Origin of the sequence: Streptomyces sp. NPDC007808 (assembly GCF_042868655.1) — a bacterium.
Classification (GTDB): Bacteria; Actinomycetota; Actinomycetes; order Streptomycetales; family Streptomycetaceae; genus Streptomyces.
In genome coordinates this window covers 74,641-91,681 of the sequence record NZ_JBIAEQ010000001.1, presented here as the reverse complement: position 1 = coordinate 91,681, position 17,041 = coordinate 74,641, and the positions used below count along the sequence as shown (strand labels likewise).

At 73.5% G+C, this 17,041-nt stretch carries 17 protein-coding genes; 6 read left to right on the top strand and 11 right to left on the bottom strand.

Annotation, left to right across the window (positions count from 1 at the left end):
• Positions 1-180: 180 nt before the first annotated feature.
• Positions 181-1,428: a trans-sulfuration enzyme family protein gene (locus ACFYNL_RS00455; RefSeq protein ID WP_388794123.1), complete on the bottom strand. Its 1,248-nt coding sequence runs from the start codon at positions 1,426-1,428 to the stop codon at positions 181-183.
• Between the two features lie 42 nt (positions 1,429-1,470).
• Here ACFYNL_RS00455 and ACFYNL_RS00450 point away from each other — a divergent pair, with 42 nt between their 5' ends.
• Together ACFYNL_RS00450 and ACFYNL_RS00445 are read left to right on the top strand one after the other, a co-directional pair.
• A complete protein-coding gene (locus tag ACFYNL_RS00450) occupies positions 1,471-1,977 on the top strand; it encodes an Lrp/AsnC family transcriptional regulator (RefSeq protein ID WP_388794120.1) in 507 nt (168 codons plus the stop codon).
• Between the two features lie 64 nt (positions 1,978-2,041).
• Positions 2,042-3,730: a DUF885 domain-containing protein gene (locus tag ACFYNL_RS00445; RefSeq protein WP_388794117.1), complete on the top strand. Its 1,689-nt coding sequence runs from the start codon at positions 2,042-2,044 to the stop codon at positions 3,728-3,730.
• On the opposite strand, the gene ACFYNL_RS00440 is transcribed toward ACFYNL_RS00445, so the two are convergent.
• The 3 genes from ACFYNL_RS00440 to ACFYNL_RS00430 all read right to left on the bottom strand — a co-directional run bounded on the left by ACFYNL_RS00440 (position 3,731) and on the right by ACFYNL_RS00430 (position 5,721).
• Positions 3,731-4,564 carry an SDR family oxidoreductase gene (locus ACFYNL_RS00440; RefSeq protein ID WP_388794115.1) on the bottom strand — a complete coding sequence of 278 codons (834 nt, stop codon included), beginning with the start codon at positions 4,562-4,564 and terminating at the stop codon, positions 3,731-3,733.
• Between the two features lie 92 nt (positions 4,565-4,656).
• Positions 4,657-5,172: an immunity 21 family protein gene (locus ACFYNL_RS00435; protein ID WP_388794113.1), complete on the bottom strand. Its 516-nt coding sequence runs from the start codon at positions 5,170-5,172 to the stop codon at positions 4,657-4,659.
• A 57-nt stretch (positions 5,173-5,229) separates the two neighbouring features.
• Entirely contained in the window at positions 5,230-5,721 is a 492-nt protein-coding gene (locus ACFYNL_RS00430; protein WP_388794111.1) for a rhodanese-like domain-containing protein, read from the bottom strand.
• A 95-nt stretch (positions 5,722-5,816) separates the two neighbouring features.
• Here ACFYNL_RS00430 and ACFYNL_RS00425 point away from each other — a divergent pair, with 95 nt between their 5' ends.
• Positions 5,817-6,263, top strand: coding sequence for an Lrp/AsnC family transcriptional regulator (locus ACFYNL_RS00425; protein WP_388794108.1), 447 nt, complete (start codon positions 5,817-5,819; stop codon positions 6,261-6,263).
• Here ACFYNL_RS00425 and ACFYNL_RS00420 read toward each other — a convergent pair.
• The 5 genes from ACFYNL_RS00420 to ACFYNL_RS00400 all read right to left on the bottom strand — a co-directional run bounded on the left by ACFYNL_RS00420 (position 6,257) and on the right by ACFYNL_RS00400 (position 12,684).
• Positions 6,257-9,331 (bottom strand): AAA family ATPase, encoded by a 3,075-nt coding sequence (locus tag ACFYNL_RS00420; RefSeq protein ID WP_388794105.1) that lies wholly within the window; start codon positions 9,329-9,331, stop codon positions 6,257-6,259. The genes ACFYNL_RS00425 and ACFYNL_RS00420 overlap by 7 nt on opposite strands.
• Entirely contained in the window at positions 9,328-10,491 is a 1,164-nt protein-coding gene (locus ACFYNL_RS00415; RefSeq protein WP_388794102.1) for an exonuclease SbcCD subunit D, read from the bottom strand. The genes ACFYNL_RS00420 and ACFYNL_RS00415 overlap by 4 nt, the downstream gene beginning before the upstream one ends.
• A gap of 207 nt (positions 10,492-10,698) precedes the next feature.
• Positions 10,699-11,325: a YigZ family protein gene (locus ACFYNL_RS00410; protein ID WP_388794099.1), complete on the bottom strand. Its 627-nt coding sequence runs from the start codon at positions 11,323-11,325 to the stop codon at positions 10,699-10,701.
• 49 nt (positions 11,326-11,374) lie between these two features.
• Positions 11,375-11,917, bottom strand: a complete 543-nt coding sequence (locus ACFYNL_RS00405) for a SixA phosphatase family protein (RefSeq protein ID WP_388794097.1) — start codon at positions 11,915-11,917, stop codon at positions 11,375-11,377.
• Positions 11,914-12,684, bottom strand: a complete 771-nt coding sequence (locus ACFYNL_RS00400) for a hypothetical protein (protein WP_388797181.1) — start codon at positions 12,682-12,684, stop codon at positions 11,914-11,916. The genes ACFYNL_RS00405 and ACFYNL_RS00400 overlap by 4 nt, the downstream gene beginning before the upstream one ends.
• 333 nt (positions 12,685-13,017) lie before the next feature.
• On the opposite strand from ACFYNL_RS00400, the gene ACFYNL_RS00395 reads away from it, so the two are divergent.
• On the top strand, positions 13,018-13,425 hold the full coding sequence (locus ACFYNL_RS00395; protein ID WP_388794094.1) for a CoA-binding protein: 408 nt from the start codon (positions 13,018-13,020) through the stop codon (positions 13,423-13,425).
• 84 nt (positions 13,426-13,509) lie between these two features.
• Positions 13,510-14,730 (top strand): 4-hydroxybenzoate 3-monooxygenase, encoded by a 1,221-nt coding sequence (locus ACFYNL_RS00390; protein WP_388794091.1) that lies wholly within the window; start codon positions 13,510-13,512, stop codon positions 14,728-14,730.
• A gap of 32 nt (positions 14,731-14,762) precedes the next feature.
• On the opposite strand, the gene ACFYNL_RS00385 is transcribed toward ACFYNL_RS00390, so the two are convergent.
• Positions 14,763-15,122 (bottom strand): ArsR/SmtB family transcription factor, encoded by a 360-nt coding sequence (locus tag ACFYNL_RS00385; RefSeq protein WP_388794088.1) that lies wholly within the window; start codon positions 15,120-15,122, stop codon positions 14,763-14,765.
• A gap of 69 nt (positions 15,123-15,191) precedes the next feature.
• On the opposite strand from ACFYNL_RS00385, the gene ACFYNL_RS00380 reads away from it, so the two are divergent.
• Positions 15,192-16,463 carry a cation diffusion facilitator family transporter gene (locus ACFYNL_RS00380; RefSeq protein ID WP_388794085.1) on the top strand — a complete coding sequence of 424 codons (1,272 nt, stop codon included), beginning with the start codon at positions 15,192-15,194 and terminating at the stop codon, positions 16,461-16,463.
• A gap of 4 nt (positions 16,464-16,467) precedes the next feature.
• Here ACFYNL_RS00380 and ACFYNL_RS00375 read toward each other — a convergent pair whose 3' ends face one another.
• Positions 16,468-17,028, bottom strand: coding sequence for a YbaK/EbsC family protein (locus tag ACFYNL_RS00375; protein ID WP_388794082.1), 561 nt, complete (start codon positions 17,026-17,028; stop codon positions 16,468-16,470).
• Between the last annotated feature and the right edge of the window lie 13 nt (positions 17,029-17,041).

The window sequence follows — 17,041 nt, the reverse complement described above, 5'->3', positions numbered from 1 at the left end:
GCAGCGCCCCACGGCCGCTGGAGCGTTCACGGCCGGTCGGCCGACGGAACCAGCCAACGGAACCAGTCGACGGAACCGGTCGGCCGAACCGGGCAGGGGCGGGTGCGGGTGCGCGAGGGCTCGGCGGGCACGCGGTGTGCCGCCCGCCCCCCGCGCGGCACACCCCGGCCCCCCGGCCGGTCACAGGCCCGGCACGGTCTCCCGGATGCCGACCCCGGCCGTCGGCTCCCGCCGCCCGCCGAGCGCCTCGTCGAGGTCCGTCCACAGGTCGTCGACGTCCTCCAGGCCCACCGACATCCGCAGCAGCCGGTCGCTCACTCCGGCGCCGCGGCGGTCGGTCTCGTCGACGATGCGGTGGCTGATGGACGCCGGGTGCTGGATGAGGGTGTCGACGCTGCCCAGGCTCACGGCGGGGGTGATCAGTCGGACCCCGGCGATGACGTCGTGCGGGTCGCCGTGCACCTCGAACGCGACCATCGCGCCACCGATGCGCGGGTAGTGGACGCGGGCGACGCGCGGGTCGGCCGCGAGCCTGCGGGCGAGTTCGGCGGCGGTCGCGGAGGCGGCCCGGACCCGCACCGGCAGGGTGGACAGCCCCCGCAGCAGCAGATAGCCGGCCAGCGGGTGCAGGACACCGCCGGTGGCGAATCGTATCTGCCGCAGCCGTGCAGCGAACTCCTCGTCGCAGGCGACCACGCCCGCCAGTACGTCGCCGTGTCCGCCGAGGTACTTGGTCGCGCTGTGCAGCACGAGCCGGGCGCCCCGTTCGGCGGGGCGCTGGAGCACGGGCGTGGCGAAGGTGTTGTCCACGAGCAGCGGGACCGAGTCGCAGGCATGGGCCACCGCCTGCAGATCCACTTCGGCGAGCGTGGGGTTGGCCGGGGATTCGACCATCACCAGACCGGTGTCCGGACGCAGCGCCTCCGAGATCCCGGCCGGGTCGGTCCAGGTGACCTCCGTCCCCAGCAGTCCGGCGGTCAGCAGGTGATCGCTGCAGCCGTACAGGGGGCGTACGGCGACGACGTGGCGCAGGCCCATCGACGCCCGTACGAGGAGTACCGCGCTCAGTGCCGCCATACCGCTGGCGAAGGCGACCGCCGCCTGAGTGCCCTCCAGACGGGCCAGGGCGGTCTCGAACCGGGCGACGGTCGGGTTGCCGAGGCGGCCGTAGACGGGCGGGCCGTCCGGCTCGGCGCCGGTGGTGGCGAACGCGTCGATGCGGGCGGCCTCACCTCGGCTGTCGTACGACGGGTAAGTGGTCGACAGGTCGATCGGCGGGGCGTGCAGGCCCTGCCGTGCCAGGTCGTCGCGGCCGGCGTGCACGGCCTCGGTGGCGAGTGCTCTCGGGGCGGTGCGTACGTCGTCATACCCGTGCATGCCGTCGTAGGCCTCTCTGCTCGCGGGATCCATGGGCGGAAGAGTGAACATCGGACGGGTCGTGCGGGGCGGATGCCGTGTTACGTTCGGGCCATGGCCGAATCCGTCGTACTGGACCCGGTCGATCTGCATCTGCTGCGGCTGCTGCAGAACGACGCCCGGACCACGTACCGCGATCTCGCGGCGCAGGTCGGGGTCGCGCCGTCGACATGCCTGGACCGGGTGACGCGGCTGCGCCGCTCGGGCGTGATCCTCGGCCATCAGCTCCGGCTCAATCCCGCCAAGCTGGGCCGGGGGCTGGAGGCCTTGCTCTCGGTGCAGGTCAGGCCGCATCGACGGGAACTGGTGGGGCCGTTCGTGGACCGCATCCGGGCGCTCCCGGAGTCCCGCACCGTCTTCCACCTGACCGGGCCCGACGACTATCTCGTCCATGTCGCGGTGGCGGACATGGCGGATCTGCAACGGCTGGTGCTCGACGAGTTCACCTCCCGGCGGGAGGTGGCACGGGTGGAGACCCGGTTGATCTTCCAGCAGTGGGACTGCGGGCCGCTGCTCCCACCCGGCGCGGCGGGAACCACGCCCTCAGCGAAATCGGGCTGAGCGGGGGCTGCGCGCGGGGAAACCGGGCTGACGGGGCACCGGTCGCCGTATGAGGATGGGCGGCATGTCTCAGACCAAGACTCCGCTGCCCCGTGAGGTCGCCGACGCCTATGTCGACGAGCTCATCGCCCTCGACCCGGTCACCGGTACGTACCTCGGTGTGAAGGAGAGTTCCAGCAAGCTCCCCGACCTCTCGCCCGCGGGCCAGGAGGCGCTCGCGGAACTCCAGCGGGCCACTCTCGCACGGCTTGAGGAGGCCGAGCGCCGCCCCGGCGCGGACAGTGACATCGAACGCCGGTGCGCGCGCCTGCTGCGCGAGCGGCTGACGGCGGAACTCGCTGTGCACGAGGCCGACGAGGGGCTGCGCTCGGTGGGCAACATGGCCACGCCCGCGCATTCGGTGCGCGAGGTCTTCACGGTCACGCCGAGCGAGACCGACGAGGACTGGGCGGCGATCGCCGAGCGGCTGCGCGCGGTGCCGGCCGCGTACGCGGGTTACCGCGCGTCGCTGGAACTGGGCCTGGAGCGCAAGCTGTACGCGGCCCCGCGTCCCACCGCCACCTTCGTCGGGCAGCTCACCGAGTGGGCGGACACCGGCGAGGGGCGCGGCTGGTTCGAGGACTTCGCGTCGGCCGGTCCCGAGGCGCTGCGCACGGAGCTGGACGAGGCCGCGCGCGCGGCGACGGCCGCCGTGGTGGAGCTGCGGGACTGGATGCGCGAGGTGTACGTGCCGGCGGTGGAGGGCGCGTCGAACGTGGTGGGCCGCGAGCGCTACGCCCGTTGGACCCGCTACTTCAACGGCACCGACCTCGACCTCGACGAGGCGTACGCGTACGGCTGGTCCGAGTACCACCGGCTGCTCGCCGAGATGAAGAAGGAGGCCGAGAAGATCCTTCCCGGCGCCGCGACGCCGTGGGTGGCGCTGGCGCACCTCGACGAGCACGGTCGGCACATCGAGGGCGTCGACGAGGTCCGCGAGTGGCTCCAGGGCCTGATGGACGAGGCGATCGAGAAGCTGGACGGCACCCACTTCGAACTCGCCGAGCCGGTGCGGAAGGTGGAGTCGCGCATCGCTCCGCCCGGCGGTGCCGCGGCCCCGTACTACACCCAGCCGTCGGAGGACTTCTCGCGTCCGGGCCGCACCTGGCTGCCGACCATGGGTCAGACCCGCTTCCCGGTCTACGACCTGGTCTCGACCTGGTACCACGAGGGCGTGCCGGGCCACCACCTCCAGCTCGCGCAGTGGACGTACGTCGCCGGGAACCTCTCCCGCTACCAGGCCACGATCGGCATGGTCAGCGCCAACGCCGAGGGCTGGGCCCTGTACGCGGAGCGGCTGATGGACGAGCTCGGCTTCCTCACGGACCCGGAGCATCGGCTCGGTTACCTGGACGCGCAGATGATGCGGGCCGCCCGGGTCATCGTGGACATCGGCATGCACCTGGAGCTGGAGATCCCGTCCGACTCGCCGTTCCACCCGGGCGAGCGGTGGACTCCGGAGCTGGCGCAGGAGTTCTTCGGCGCGCACAGCAGCCGTCCGGCGGACTTCGTCGAGAGCGAGCTGACCCGGTACCTGACGATTCCGGGCCAGGCCATCGGCTACAAGCTCGGTGAGCGGGCGTGGTTGCTGGGCCGTGAGAAGGCGCGTGAGCGGCACGGCGCCGCCTTCGACCTGAAGGCCTGGCACATGGCGGCGCTGTCGCAGGGTTCCCTGGGCCTGGACGACCTGGTGGACGAACTGGCCGCGCTGTGATCAACGCCGGAAGCCGCCCTCGGAGTTGATGACCTCGCCCGTGATCCAGCCCGCCTCGTCCGTCGCGAGCCACGCGATGAGGCGGGCCGGGTCGTCGGGCATGCCCCAGCGGCCGGCCGGGAAGGCGGCCGCCACCGCGTCGTACGCCTCGCCGGTCAGGTAGTCCGTGTCGACGGGCCCGGGGTTGACGGTGTTCACCGTGATCCCGCGCTCGGCGAGCGTGGTCGACAGGGAGCGGGTGATCGATGCGAGGGCGCCCTTCTGGAGGGCGTAGGCGATCTCACCCGGCATGCCACCGGCGATGTCCTGGCCGGACGTCATCATCACCACCCGCCCGCCGGGACCGGCCGGCCTCAGCCGGGCATGGGCCTGGACGAGAAGCAGCACCGAGCGGGTGTCGACGGCCCAGTGGGCGTCGAGCATCGCGGCGTCGATCGCGTCGAGGGTGCCGTCGAAGCCGCTCTGCGCGTGGTTGGCGATCAGGATGTCCAGCCGCCCGCCGAGTGCCGTCGCCGCCGTGGTGACCAGTTCGGCGGGCGCGGCCGGGTCGGAGAGGTCGCCCGGGCCCGCGAGGACCCGCGCGCCGGGGTCGCCGAGCGCCGCACGCACGGAGGCGGCGACGTCCTCGGGCTCGTCGGCTCCCCAGGGCATGGCGGCGTCGTGCGGCACATGGTGGTGCAGGTAGACGCTCGCCCCGTACGCGGCGAGCCGCCGGGCCACGGCATGACCGATGCCGCCGCGTCTGCTGGCCCCGGTCACCAGGGCGGTCCGGCCGCGCAGCGGAAGCGGGTCGCGGCGCAGCTCTTCGGGGGCGGGGTGGGGAAGTCGGGGCATGGCAGATCATGATGCGCAACGGCCCGGCCCGGCGCATCCGGTTTTCACGGAGGCGGCACGGCTCGCTCACGCACCGCGCGCGTACCGCCCCGTCAGTCCGGCGACCGCCGCAGCTGCACGAGCCCCAGCCAGGTCTCCGGCCCGGGCTGCACCCGGGCGGCGCGGACCGTGTACGCCCCCGGCTCCAGGGCCACCCGCAGATGTTCGGTGCGTTCCGTCTCACGGCCCGGCCAGGCCGGGTCGAACAGGAGCACCGTCCCCGGGACGGTCCAGCGCACCTCGCGCTCCCAGACGGCCGTCGCGAGTGCCGCCGGGACGCGGGCCAGCAGCTCCTCCTCGGAGTCCGCGGCGCACCAGCGTACGAAGACGCCGTGCTCGGGCAGATACGAGGTCGAGGCGGGCTCGTCGCCCAGGACGAGTGCCGCGCTGTCCCCCACGGGCAGGAGTCCGACCGCCCCGTCGATCTCGCAGGCCCGGTCGTAGTCCGAGACCGTCTCGTCGCCGTCCGCACCCGCCCAGAACGGCAGTACCGTCTCAGGCACCGCTATCAGGGGGCCGCCGCCGGACTCGACCCACTCCACCACGCCGGGATCCGCGTATCTCACCATGGCAGCAGAACCTACACGCACGGCCGACTCACCTGTTCGCCGTGCTCGACCGGTGACTCAGCAACCGCAGTCGCCGGCCGCCCACGGCGCCGTGAGGGGGTCCGCGGGGCGGCGCTCGCGCCCCTCCCAGGTCTCGAACTCGAAGCCCTCACGCACCCAGTACTCGAAGCCGCCCAGCATCTCCTTGACCTGATAGCCGAGTTCGGCGAGGGCGAGCGCGGCACGGGTGGCACCGTTGCAGCCGGGGCCCCAGCAGTACGTCACGACCGGCACGGAACGGTCGAGCAGGCGCCCGGCCTGTTCGGGGACGAGTGCGGTGGGAAGGTGGACGGCGCCCGGGATGTGGCCCTGGTCCCAGGACTCGGTGGACCGGGAGTCCACGAGGACGAAGCCGGGGTCGCCGTCCGCGGCGAGGGCGGCGGCGACGTCGGACACGTCGGCGTGGAAGGCGAGGCTGGCCCGGAAGTGGGCGGCGGCCTCGGCGGGGGCGGCAGGGGCCACACGCAGGACGGGGTTGGTGGCAGTGGGAGCAGTGGAAGCAGTCGTCATACCCAGAAATCTATGGCCGATGATCAGCCCTCCTGAAGGAGAGATCCCCGGCACTCTTCTTGATCGGCCGGGGATTCCCCTGCTATTCATCGCCCATGACCGCGTTTTCCCCGGACGCCACCGACTGGCGCATCCTTGACGTCCTCCAGCGCGAGGGTCGCGCCAGCTTCGCCGAGCTGGCCCGTGCCGTCTCCATGTCCGCGAGCGCGGTGACCGAGCGGGTACGACGGCTGGAGGAGGCGGGCGTCATCCAGGGGTACGCGGCCGTCGTGGACCCCGAGCGGCTGGGGCTTCCGATCCTGGCGTTCGTGCGCCTGCGGTATCCCAACGGCAACTACAAGCCCTTCCACGACCTGGTCGCCGCCACGCCGCAGATCCTGGAGGCCCATCACGTCACCGGTGACGACTGCTTCGTCATCAAGGTCGCGGCCCGCTCCATGCGGCACCTGGAGGAGGTGTCCGGCAAGATCAGCACGCTCGGCTCGGTGACCACGAGCGTCGTCTATTCCTCACCGCTGCCCCGGCGCCCCCTGGGTCAGTGACCGCGCTGCCGCAGCACCGATCCCGATCTCCCCTTCACCACTTCCAACTGCGCGTGGACACGCCGCCGCAGATCGGCGACATGGCTGACGATCCCCACGCTGCGGTCCCGCTCCCGCAGTGAGTCGAGGACGTCGAGGACCTCGTCGAGGGTCTGGTCGTCGAGGCTGCCGAAGCCCTCGTCGATGAAGAGGGTGTCGAGGCGCACCCCGCCGGCCTCGTCGGTGACGACGTCCGCGAGGCCGAGGGCGAGGGCGAGGGACGCGAAGAAGGTCTCACCGCCGGACAGTGTCGCGGTGTCCCGCTCCCGTCCGGTCCAGGCGTCGATGACGTGCAGCCCGAGGCCGCTTCGGCCGCGACCGGCCCGGTCGTCGGAGTGGACGAGGGTGTAGCGGCCGGACGACATGCGCTGGAGGCGTACGGTCGCGGCGGCGGCGACCTGTTCGAGGCGGGCCGCCAGCACGTAGGACTCCAGGCGCATCTTGCGTTCGTTGTCCGCCGAGGTGCCGGCGGTGAGTGCCGCGAGACGCGCCACGCGGTCGTACTCCTCGCGCAGCGGACCGAGCCGGCGCACGGCCGCGGCGGCTCGGGCGGACAGCCGGTCGAGTTCGGCGCAGCGCCGGACGGCCGCGTCGCGGGCGGAGGCGGCATCGCGGACCCGCTGCGCCGCCGCGGTGGCCTCCCGCTCGGCGGACGCGAGGTCGGCGGGTGGCTGCTGGGCGGCGGCCGCGGCGTCGGGCTCGGCGAGCACGGCGCGGACAGCGGCTTCCTCGAACTGCCAGGCGTCAAGACGCCGTTGCAGCTCGCGGTGCGCGGCGTCGTCCAGGATCGCGGCGGCCGCGGCGTGCGGGGTGTCGAAGCCCGCGCGGAACGCCGCGTCGGCGAGGCGGGCGTCGGCCTCCTTGAGCCGCTGGGCGGTGTCCTCGGCCTCGCGTGCCGCGTCGGCGGCCTCGGTCAGCAGCGCGACCTGGCTCTCCAGCTGCCGGGCCCGCGCGGCCACGCTGTCGGCGGCGCCGCGGGCCTGGGCCAACTCCGCCTCCAGGGCGGCCGTCTCGCGCTCCAGCCGCTCGCGCCGGCCGACCCGGGCCGCGGCCCGCACCTGCGCCTGCTGGTGGGCGGCGGTGCGCTGCCCGTGTTCGGACTCGGCCTGCCGCAGTTCCTCGTGGGCCGAGTGCAGCGTGGCGGCGTCCCTGCGGGCCCGCTCGTAGAGCTGCTCCAACTCGTCCGCCGTCTCGGCGAGTCGGTCCGTCGGCAGGTCGCCGGCTTCGGCGGTGGCGGCCGCCAGCGCTTCCCGTACGACGCCCAGCCGCCGTTCGTCCTCGGCGTGCCGTTCCTCGGCCTGCTGGTAGGCGGCCAGCGCCCGCTCCTCCGCCTCCCGGTCGACATGTCCGGCGTCCTTGCCGGCGGGTGCGGGGTGCTCGGTGGCACCGCAGACGGCACAGGGCGCGCCGTCCTCCAACTGCGCGGCGAGTTCGGCAGCGATGCCGTTGAGGCGCTGTTCCCTGACGTCCAGCCAGTGCGCCTTTGCCCGCAGTGCCCGGTCGTGCGCGCGGGCGGCCTGTTCGGCGGCCTGTTCGGTGTCACCCGCCAGCTGGTCGCGCAGCCGGGCGGCGTCCAGGCGCTGCCGCGCGGGTTCGCGCTGTACGGCCAGCTGGTCGGCGCGGTTCGCGGCCTCCTGCGCGGACTCGATACGCGCCTGCAGCCCCGCGCGGGTCGCCTCCCACCCGGCGAGCCAGGTCTCGGTGTCCACCAGGATGTCGAGGTCCGCCCGCTCCTGGCGGTCCAGATCCACGCGTTCCGCGACGAGTTCGGCCAGCCTGCGCTCACCTCGGCGGGCCGACTCCAGTCCACCGAGTTCCTCGGTGATCCGACGCGCGGCGGCGGCGAGCCCGGTGGCATCGGCGTCGGCGAGGCCGTTCAGCGCCCGAGAGGCGTCCTGTGCGGCCCCGGCCGGGCCGTCACGCCGTACGTCGGCTGCCGCTCCTGCGCCGAACGCCTCCCGGAGCAGCGCACGCGCGCGTGCCTGTGCGGTGGCCGCCCGCCGGTGGTCGGCCTCGGCGGCCTCCCTCAGCTCCAGGGCCGGAGCCACCGTCTCGGCCTTGCGGGCGCGTCCCATGCGGGCCTCCGCCTCGCGGTGGGCGTCGGCCCGCTCCTCCAGCCTACGGGCCCGCTGCCGCGCCTCACCGAACCGCTGCTGGAGCCGGGCCAGTTCACGTACGTCGGTGAGGGCGCGCTCGGCGGTGGCGTGGGCGGACTCGGCGGCCGTGAGACGGCACCGGACGACGGTCAGCTGCTCGCGGGCGGTGCTGCGGGCGATCGCGGCGGCGCCGAGGACGGCTTCGGCCAGGCCCGGCTCACCCGGAGCGAGGTCGGGCAGCGGCATGGCGTCGCCCGCCGCCTGCTGCATCCGGTGGGCGTCGGCCAGCAGCGCGGCGTCGCCGTCGCGCACCTGGTTCTCGGCGGCCCGCCGGCGTTCGGCGAGGCGCTTCTCGACCTCGGCGAATCGCCGGGTGTCGAAGAGGCGGCCCAGCAGCTTGCCGCGGGCCTCGGCGTCGGCGCGCAGGAATCGGGCGAAGTCGCCCTGGGGCAGCAGCACGACCTGGCAGAACTGCTCACGGCTCATGCCGAGCAGTTGGGTGATCTCCTCGCCGATCTCCTGGTGCGAGCGGCTGAGGTCCTTCCAGGTCCCGGCCTGCCGGTCGTACTCCCGCAGCCAGCTCTGCGCCTTGTCGAGCGTCGTGCCGGAGCCACGCTTCTTGGGCCGCTCCCAGGGCGGTTGCCGGGTGACCTCCAACCGGCGTCCGGCGACGGTGAGTTCGAGGCGGATCTCGGTGCGTGTGCCGGACGCGGCGTGGTCGCTGCGCAGGTGCATGCCGCCCTGGCCGCTCTGCCGGGCGCCCGGTACGGAGCCGTAGAGCGCGTAGCAGACGGCGTCCAGGACGGACGTCTTGCCCGCGCCGGTGGCGCCGTGCAACAGGAAGAGCCCAGCCGTCGACAACGCGTCGAAGTCGACGGTCTGCGAGCCGCCGAAGGGCCCGAACGCCGTGATGTCGAGGCGGTGGAGCCTCACCGCGCCACCTCCCGCACGGCCTCGTCGGCCCGCACGGCGTCGAACGCGTCCCGCAGCACGACCTGCTCGTGCTCGTCGGGACCGGCCCCTCGCACATGTGCCACGAAGTCGTCCGCGATCTCCTGGTCGCTGCGGTCCGCGAGCCGGCGCGCATAGGACACGCCGGGGTCGTCGGGGGCCCGCTCCGGGGCGAAGACCAGGCTGAGCGTGTGCGGGAAGCGTTCGCTGAGGCGGGCCATGGGGTCCGCCGGGCGCACCGGGTCCGTCAGCGTCGCCTCCACCCAGGCCTCCTCGTGCCGCGCGAGGCCGGGGTCGGCGAGCAGGTCCTCCAGCCTGCCCCGGATCCTGGCCAGGGGCCGCGGTACCGGGCAGTCGAGGCGCTCGGCGGTGACCGCGCCGTCGGCGGCCAGGTCGACGAGCCACATGCTCTTGCGGTGGTCGGCCTCGGAGAAGGAGTACGGCAGCGGCGAGCCCGAGTAGCGGACGCGCTCGGTGATGGTCTGGCAGCCGTGGAGATGGCCCAGCGCCACGTAGTCGACGCCGTCGAAGACGCCGGCCGGCACGGCGGCCACGCCTCCGACGGTGATGTCCCGCTCGCTGTCGCTGGTCTCTCCCCCGGTGACGAAGGCGTGCGCGAGGACGACCGACCGCGTGCCCCGCGCGCGTGCGGCGAGATCGGCGCGCACGCGGTCCATGGCCGCGCGGAGCACGCCCTCGTGTCCGGACCTGTCCACGCCGAACTCGTCCTTCACCAGGGCGGGTTCGAGATAGGGCAGTCCGTAGAAGGCGACATCGCCGAACCCGTCCTGGAGCACGACCGGCGTACCGCACGCCGACGGGTCGGTCCGCAGATGGATGCCCGCACGGCCGATCAGCCCCGCCCCGACGCCGAGGCGACGCGCCGAGTCGTGGTTCCCGGAGATCATCACGGTCGGAACACCGAGGTCGGCGAGCCGGTGCAGTGCGTCGTCGAACAGTTCGACCGCGGCGAGCGGGGGAACCGCGCGGTCGTACACGTCTCCCGACACGACGACCGCGTCGACGCCGCGCTCACGCACGGTCGTGACGAGGTGACGGACGAACTCGGCCTGGGCGCCGAGCATGCCTACGCGGTGGAAGGCACGGCCGAGATGCCAGTCGGACGTGTGCAGGATTCTCAAGACGCCGCTCCGACCCGCATGATTCCCCTCACTCCGCCCCTGGACCCCGGCACCCGACCAGCACGGCCCTCGCCGTCAGCACCGACCACGCTAACGCCCGCCGGTACCTGACTCCCCACGGGCCTCAGTCTGCCACCGGCTTGCTGGGCCGGCTGGAGAACCTGCGGCCCTTCGCGGGCGAACGCCCCCGCACACCCCGCCCCCGGGTCACACGTCCCCGTACGCCTCTCCCCCGAGCTCGCATCCCGCCGTTCCCGCCGTGGCGTCCGCGAGCCAGGCCCGGAACGCCTCCACGTCGGCCTCGGGCAGGCCGATCTCGATCGTCACCGCCTCCCCGTAGCGCACGTCCCGCACCTCGCGCCCGGTCGCCCTCAGGTCGTTCTGGATCTTTCCCGCGCGCTGGTGGTCGACGGTGACCGTGGCCAGGCGGAAGCGGCGGCGGGTCAGGGTGCCGATCGTGTCCAGGGCCTCGCCGACCGCGCCGCCGTACGCCCGGATCAGCCCGCCGGCGCCGAGCTTGACGCCCCCGTAGTAGCGGGTGACGACGGCGACGACGTACCGCATGTCACGGCGCAGCAGCATCTGGAGCATGGGGACGCCGGCCGTGCCACCGGGTTCACCGTCGTCGCTCGCCTTCTGGACCGCGGCGTCGGCACCGATGACGTAGGCCCAGCAGTTGTGCGTGGCGTCCGCGTGCTCCTTGCGCACGGCGGCGACGAAGTCCTGTGCCTCCCGCTCGGTGGCCGCGGGGGCGAGCGCACACAGGAAGCGTGAGCGGTTGACCTCGGTCTCGTGCACGCCCGCGCGGGCGACTGTGCGGTACTCGTCCTGCATCCCGCCAGCCTATGCGCAGCGCCCCCGCGGGCACCCGCCCGCGAGGCCCTCACCGCTTCTTGCCCCGTGCCACCATGACGCCCGTGAGCAGTGCCGTGCCGGGGGCGAGGGCTCGCCAGGTGGTGCCGTACCAGGCCAGTACGGCGATGGCCGACGTCGGGAACTTGGTGCGGACCTCGTCCAGGGTGTCGTCCAGGCCGTCGCCGGCGAGGTCGAGGACCAGTTCCTCCAGGCCGGGGTTGTGCCCGATCAGGAGCAGCGTCTCGACCTCGGGGGGCACCTCGTGCACGACCGACAGCAGCTCGGGCACCTCGGCGGCGTACACCCGTGGGTCGAGGCGGACGGGCGGCGGCGTGCCCCACTGGGCGGAAACCAGTTCCCAGGTTTCCCGGGCGCGTACGGCCGTGGAGCACACGGCGAGGTCGGGCAGGCAGTCGGAGGCCGCGAGGAGGCGGCCGGCGACCGGGGCGTCCCGGCGGCCGCGCCCGGCGAGTGGTCGTTCGTGGTCGGCGACACCGTCGGGCCAGGCCGACTTGGCGTGTCTGAGGACGACGAGCCGACGCAGCGGGCCGGCGCCCAGGCGCGCGGTCATCGCGGGCTCCCCAGGTCGCGGGCGAGGTCGAGGCCGAGGAGGCGGTCGGCGTAGGCGTACGTCTCGAAGCGGGCGCCGTCCGGCACCTCCGGGGCGGTCTCCACCCAGCGCAGGACCCCGAGGACGCCGGGCAGGTCGAGGTCGTCCTCCCAGGCTGTGCGCAGCTCGCCCCGCACGTCGTCGGGGATGGGCCGCGAGGGCCGCTGCGCCCAGCCGGCGACGGCCCGGCGCCACCGTACGAGGGTGTCGTGGGCGTCGGTGAGAGTGCCCGCGTCGAGCTGGACGGGGACGCTTCTGTGCCGGGAGAGCAGCGCGAGGCGCAGGGCGCCGGGGTCGGCGTCCTCGGGGGGCGCCTCCGCGTGGACGGGCGCGACGGCGACGCGTACGCCGTCGGGCGCACCGCCGGAGGGTGCGGCGCCCTCTCTCACGACGTGGAGGACCTGTGCCTCGCCCAGTCCCGCCGCGGCGTCCCGGCCGTCCTCGAAGGGCCGGACGCCCAGCGCCGCGGCACCGGCCCGAAGCTCCGCGCGCGCCGACTCCTCGTCGAGCAGGGCCCAGACCGGCGTCCCGCCGAGTTCCAGGGCGCGCACGAGCAGGTCGGCGACGAGCAGGACCCGCAGGGCGGTGACGTCGAAGCCGTCCGTATGCGCCTCGACTCGGGTCAGGCCTCGGCGGGCGGGCGCGGCGTCGACGGTCTCGTCGGTTCGGGCGTCGATGATGCGCAGCACGGAGCGAGCGTAGGCAAAGAAGCGGTCGTTCGCAGCCATCCGGCCGGCTTCCGGGGCAGCGTGGCGGGACTCGGGTCTGCCGGAGCTCGGCCGGTCGTCCACGGCGGTACGGCCCACCTCGCGTACGAGGAGCTTTCGGGACCCGGGCATCGCCACCCCCCTGCCGCGCGGACTGCCCGAACGGTACTGCCCCGGCCCGCCCGCACTGGAGTGCCGGCACCGTTCCTCGCGTACGCCGGGCGCGGCGGGAATCATGGCGGGCCGTCGGCCGTTGTGCGTGATGCCGGGCGTAAGCGACGGCGGAGCGACAGCAGGGCGATGGCTGCGGACGACGGTTCGGCAGCGGGCTCACGAGACACAAGGAGGCCGGCGGTGTACGGCGACGACGCAGCGGTCCGCAGGATCCTCACCGACCTGGGCGACACCTGGGCCGTCGTGGGCCTGTCGTCGAACCAGCGGCGAGCGGCGTACGGTGTCGCGCGGGTGCTGCAGCGCTACGGCAAACGCATCGTCCCGGTCCATCCGAAGGCGGAGACGGTCCATGGCGAGCAGGGCTACGCCTCCTTGGCGGACATCCCCTTCGACGTGGACGTGGTTGACGTCTTCGTGAACAGCGACCTCGCCGGCCCGGTGGCCGACGAGGCGGTGCTCAAGGGAGCCAGGGCCGTCTGGTTCCAACTCGACGTCGTCGACGAAGCGGCGTACGACCGCACCCGCGCCGCCGGCCTGGAGATGGTCATGGACCGCTGCCCTGCCATCGAGATCCCGCGCCTGGGCTAGGGGGACCGTCTCCCGGCGCACAGCGTCTCCGGGGGCCGGCCCCGGGCCTCCCTTCGGCGCGGGGGACGACTCCATAATGCTCGGGTGACCTCCACCACGTCCCACCCCAACTCCGGTGCCGCGCAACGTTTCCCGGTCGTCATCGTCGGCGCCGGACCGGCCGGCCTCACGCTCGGCAACATCCTGCGGGCGGCGTCCGTCGACTGCCTGGTCCTGGAGACCGAGACGCGTGCGTTCATCGAGGAGCGGCCGCGGGCCGGGGTCATCGAGGAGTGGGCCGTACGGGAACTCCAGCGGCGCGGTCTCGCGGACAATCTCGTGGCGCGGGCGCAGCGGCACACCGAGTGCGAGTTCCGGTTCGCCGGGGAGTCCTACCGGTTCGAGTACGCCGAACTGACGGGGCTGCACCACTGGATCTATCCCCAGCCTCTGCTGGTGACGGACCTGGTGCGGGAGTACGCGGACGTGCGGGGCGGGGCCGTGCGCTTCGGCGTGCGGGACGTGGAACTCCACGGCCTCGAAAGCGACCACCCCGCGGTGTCGTACACCTGCCCGCGGACCGGGCAACGGCAGCTCGTGCACTGCGACTTCGTCGCCGGCTGCGACGGGGCGCGCGGAGTGACGCGCGCCGCGGTGCCCGTGGGCCGCGCGCTCGTCTCTCGCAGCGACTACGGCATCGGGTGGCTGGCGCTGCTGGCCGAGGCGCCGCCGTCGTCCGACTGCGTCCTGTTCGGCATGCATCCGAGCGGGTTCGCCGGTCACATGCCGCGCAGCGCCGAGGTGACCCGCTACTACCTGGAGTGCCCGCCCGGCGACGACCCGGAGAACTGGTCGCAGGACCGCGTCTGGACCGAGCTGCAGCAGCGGCTCGGGGCGAACGGCGCGCCCCCGCTCACGGAGGGGCGGCTGATCGAGAAGCGCGTGCTGGACATGCACAACTACGTGGTCGAGCCCATGGTGTTCGGCCGTCTCTTCTTGGCCGGCGACGCCGCCCACCTGACCGCTCCGATCGCCGCCAAGGGCATGAACCTCGCCCTGCACGACGCTTTCGTGCTCGGCGACGCGCTCGTCGCACACCTCACCAAGGGCGACGGCTCCGGACTGGACGGCTACTCGGCGGCCTGCCTGGGCCGGGTGTGGGACTACCAGGAGTTCTCGATGTGGCTGTCGGAGGTGTACCACGGCACCTCCTCCGGGGATCCGTACCGGGCGGGCACGACCCTGGCCCGGCTGCGCCGCATGTTCGGCTCCCCGGTGGCGGCCAGGGCGTTCGCGGAGCAGTACCTGGGCGGCGCCGCCTTCTGACCCGTCCCGACCGCCCGTCCGTGCGGCCCGCCTCAGTCGTGCGGCGGCCGGTCGCTGAGCCGGTGGTCCGCCACGTTCAGGGCCTCGTCGACGAGGCGGCGCAGATGGCCGTCGGGCAGGGAGTAGATCACCCGGCGGCCCTCCTTGCGGGTGTCCACCAGCCCTGCCAGTCGCAGCCTGGCCAGGTGCTGGCTGACGGCGGGCCGGGCGGCGCCGCAGGTCTCGGTGAGCGTCGTGACGTCCGCCTCCCCTCCGGTCAGGGCGTGCAGCAGCGTCAGGCGGGTGCGGTCACCGAGCAGCGCCAGGAGTTCGGCGGCGAGTGCGAACTGTTCCTCGCCCGGGCTGCGCGGATGCGCATCCTGCGCAGGTGAGAGGTGCATGCGTGCGCTCATACGCACATAATGGCGTCGTGGACGGTCACCCGTCCACTCGTCCACCCGCACGGACCGGAAGGGGACGGCGTGAGCGACCGGCACGACGAAGCACACCGCCATGGGCACGGGCACACACGTGATCACGGGCAGGGGCAGGACAACGGCCACAGCGACGGCCACGGCCACCCGCACGCAGACCGAGGCGACCATGACCACGAGCACGAGCACGACCACAAGCACCGTCTCACCGATCCCCAAGCCATTCAGTCGGTCTCTCACCCCCACCGGCACCCCCACCACCCTCACCCCCACCCGCACCCGCACCCGCACCCGCACAGTCATCCACACCCCCACCCCCACGGCCCCTCCGCCACCGGCCTCCGTCACCGCCTCGCGCACCTCCTCAAACCCCACTCCCACGAGACGGCCGACAAGCTCGACTCCGCCCTTGAGGCCTCGGCTCGCGGTATGCGTGCGCTGTGGGTCTCCCTGGCCGTGCTCGGCGCGACGGCACTGGCCCAGGCGGTCGTCGTGGTCGCCTCCGGGTCGGTGGCGCTGCTCGGCGACACGGTGCACAACACCGCGGACGCGCTGACGGCCGTACCGCTGGGAATCGCCTTCCTGCTGGGCCGGCGCGCGGCGACGCGCCGCTTCACCTACGGCTACGGGCGAGCCGAGGACCTCGCGGGCATCGTCATCGTGCTGACGATCGCCGCGTCGGCGGCCTTCGCCGGGTGGACGGCGGTCGACCGCCTTCTCGACCCACGACCCGTGGAGCAGATCCCGGCCGTGGCGGTGGCCTCGCTCGTGGGGTTCGCGGGCAACGAGTGGGTGGCGCGCTATCGGATCAGGGTCGGCCGTGCGATCGGCTCGGCCGCGCTCGTCGCGGACGGCCTGCACGCCCGTACGGACGGATTCACTTCACTCGCCGTTCTGGTGAGCGCGGGCGGCGCCGCGCTGGGGTGGCAACTCGCGGACCCGATCGTGGGGTTGGCGATCACCGCCGCGATCACACTGGTGCTGCGGGACGCGGCGCGCGAGGTGTTCCGGAGGGTGATGGACGCCGTGGATCCAGCCCTCGTGGACCGCGCCGAGGAGGCGCTGCGGGGGGTCGAGGGCGTGCGGGAGATCGGCGAGTTGCGGCTCCGCTGGATCGGGCACCGGTTGCGCGCCGAGGTGGCCATCGTCGTGGACGGCGAGGCGACGGTGCGCGAGGCGCACGCCATCGCGGTGGACGCGGAACACGCTTTGCTGCACGCCGTGCCCCGGCTCACCGCGGCGCTGGTCCACGCCGATCCGGCGCCGGTGCCGGGCGAGGCGGATCCGCACCTGACGCTCGCCCACCACACGGCGGCGTGAGACGTCAGACCGCCACGCCGAGCCCCTCCAGAACGACCGCCCCGGGCAACTCGGCGAACGCCTTGCCCGGCACGAGCAGCTTGCCGCGCCGGCGTCCGCTGCCGACCAGGACGTACGGCAGGTCGACGACGGCGGAGTCGACCAGCACGGGCCACCCGGCGGGCAGCCCGATCGGGGTGATGCCGCCGTACTCCATGCCCGTCTCGCCGGTCGCCGTGTCCGTCGAGGCGAACGACGCCTTGCGGGCGCCCAGTTGCCGACGCACGACACCGTTGACGTCGACGCGGGTGGTGGACAGCACGACGCACGCGGCCAGCGTCGTCGCGCCACCGCGCTTGCCCGCGACGACCACGCAGTTCGCGGACCGGTCCAGCAGGTCCTGTCCGTAGTGCTCCACGAACACGGCGGTGTCGGCCCACTGCGGATCGGTGTCGACGTAGACGATCTGCTCGGCGGGGACGCTGCCCTGCCAGTGACGAACGGCGTCGGCCACCGGAAGGGTGAGTTCGTCCAGGCAGTCGGGCGCGGGGAGGGGGTTGTCGAAATGACCGATGGGAGCGTCCATGAACGCACGCTAA

What these genes read in the sequence shown, in the direction of transcription:
- ACFYNL_RS00455 (WP_388794123.1), bottom strand. Translation starts at nt 1,428, where the DNA reads ATGTTCACTCTTCCGCCCATGGATCCCGCGAGCAGAGAGGCCTACGAC.
- ACFYNL_RS00450 (WP_388794120.1), top strand. Translation starts at nt 1,471, where the DNA reads ATGGCCGAATCCGTCGTACTGGACCCGGTCGATCTGCATCTGCTGCGG.
- ACFYNL_RS00445 (WP_388794117.1), top strand. Translation starts at nt 2,042, where the DNA reads ATGTCTCAGACCAAGACTCCGCTGCCCCGTGAGGTCGCCGACGCCTAT.
- ACFYNL_RS00440 (WP_388794115.1), bottom strand. Translation starts at nt 4,564, where the DNA reads ATGCCCCGACTTCCCCACCCCGCCCCCGAAGAGCTGCGCCGCGACCCG.
- ACFYNL_RS00435 (WP_388794113.1), bottom strand. Translation starts at nt 5,172, where the DNA reads ATGGTGAGATACGCGGATCCCGGCGTGGTGGAGTGGGTCGAGTCCGGC.
- ACFYNL_RS00430 (WP_388794111.1), bottom strand. Translation starts at nt 5,721, where the DNA reads ATGACGACTGCTTCCACTGCTCCCACTGCCACCAACCCCGTCCTGCGT.
- ACFYNL_RS00425 (WP_388794108.1), top strand. Translation starts at nt 5,817, where the DNA reads ATGACCGCGTTTTCCCCGGACGCCACCGACTGGCGCATCCTTGACGTC.
- ACFYNL_RS00410 (WP_388794099.1), bottom strand. Translation starts at nt 11,325, where the DNA reads ATGCAGGACGAGTACCGCACAGTCGCCCGCGCGGGCGTGCACGAGACC.
- ACFYNL_RS00405 (WP_388794097.1), bottom strand. Translation starts at nt 11,917, where the DNA reads ATGACCGCGCGCCTGGGCGCCGGCCCGCTGCGTCGGCTCGTCGTCCTC.
- ACFYNL_RS00400 (WP_388797181.1), bottom strand. Translation starts at nt 12,684, where the DNA reads ATGGCTGCGAACGACCGCTTCTTTGCCTACGCTCGCTCCGTGCTGCGC.
- ACFYNL_RS00385 (WP_388794088.1), bottom strand. Translation starts at nt 15,122, where the DNA reads ATGAGCGCACGCATGCACCTCTCACCTGCGCAGGATGCGCATCCGCGC.
- ACFYNL_RS00375 (WP_388794082.1), bottom strand. Translation starts at nt 17,028, where the DNA reads ATGGACGCTCCCATCGGTCATTTCGACAACCCCCTCCCCGCGCCCGAC.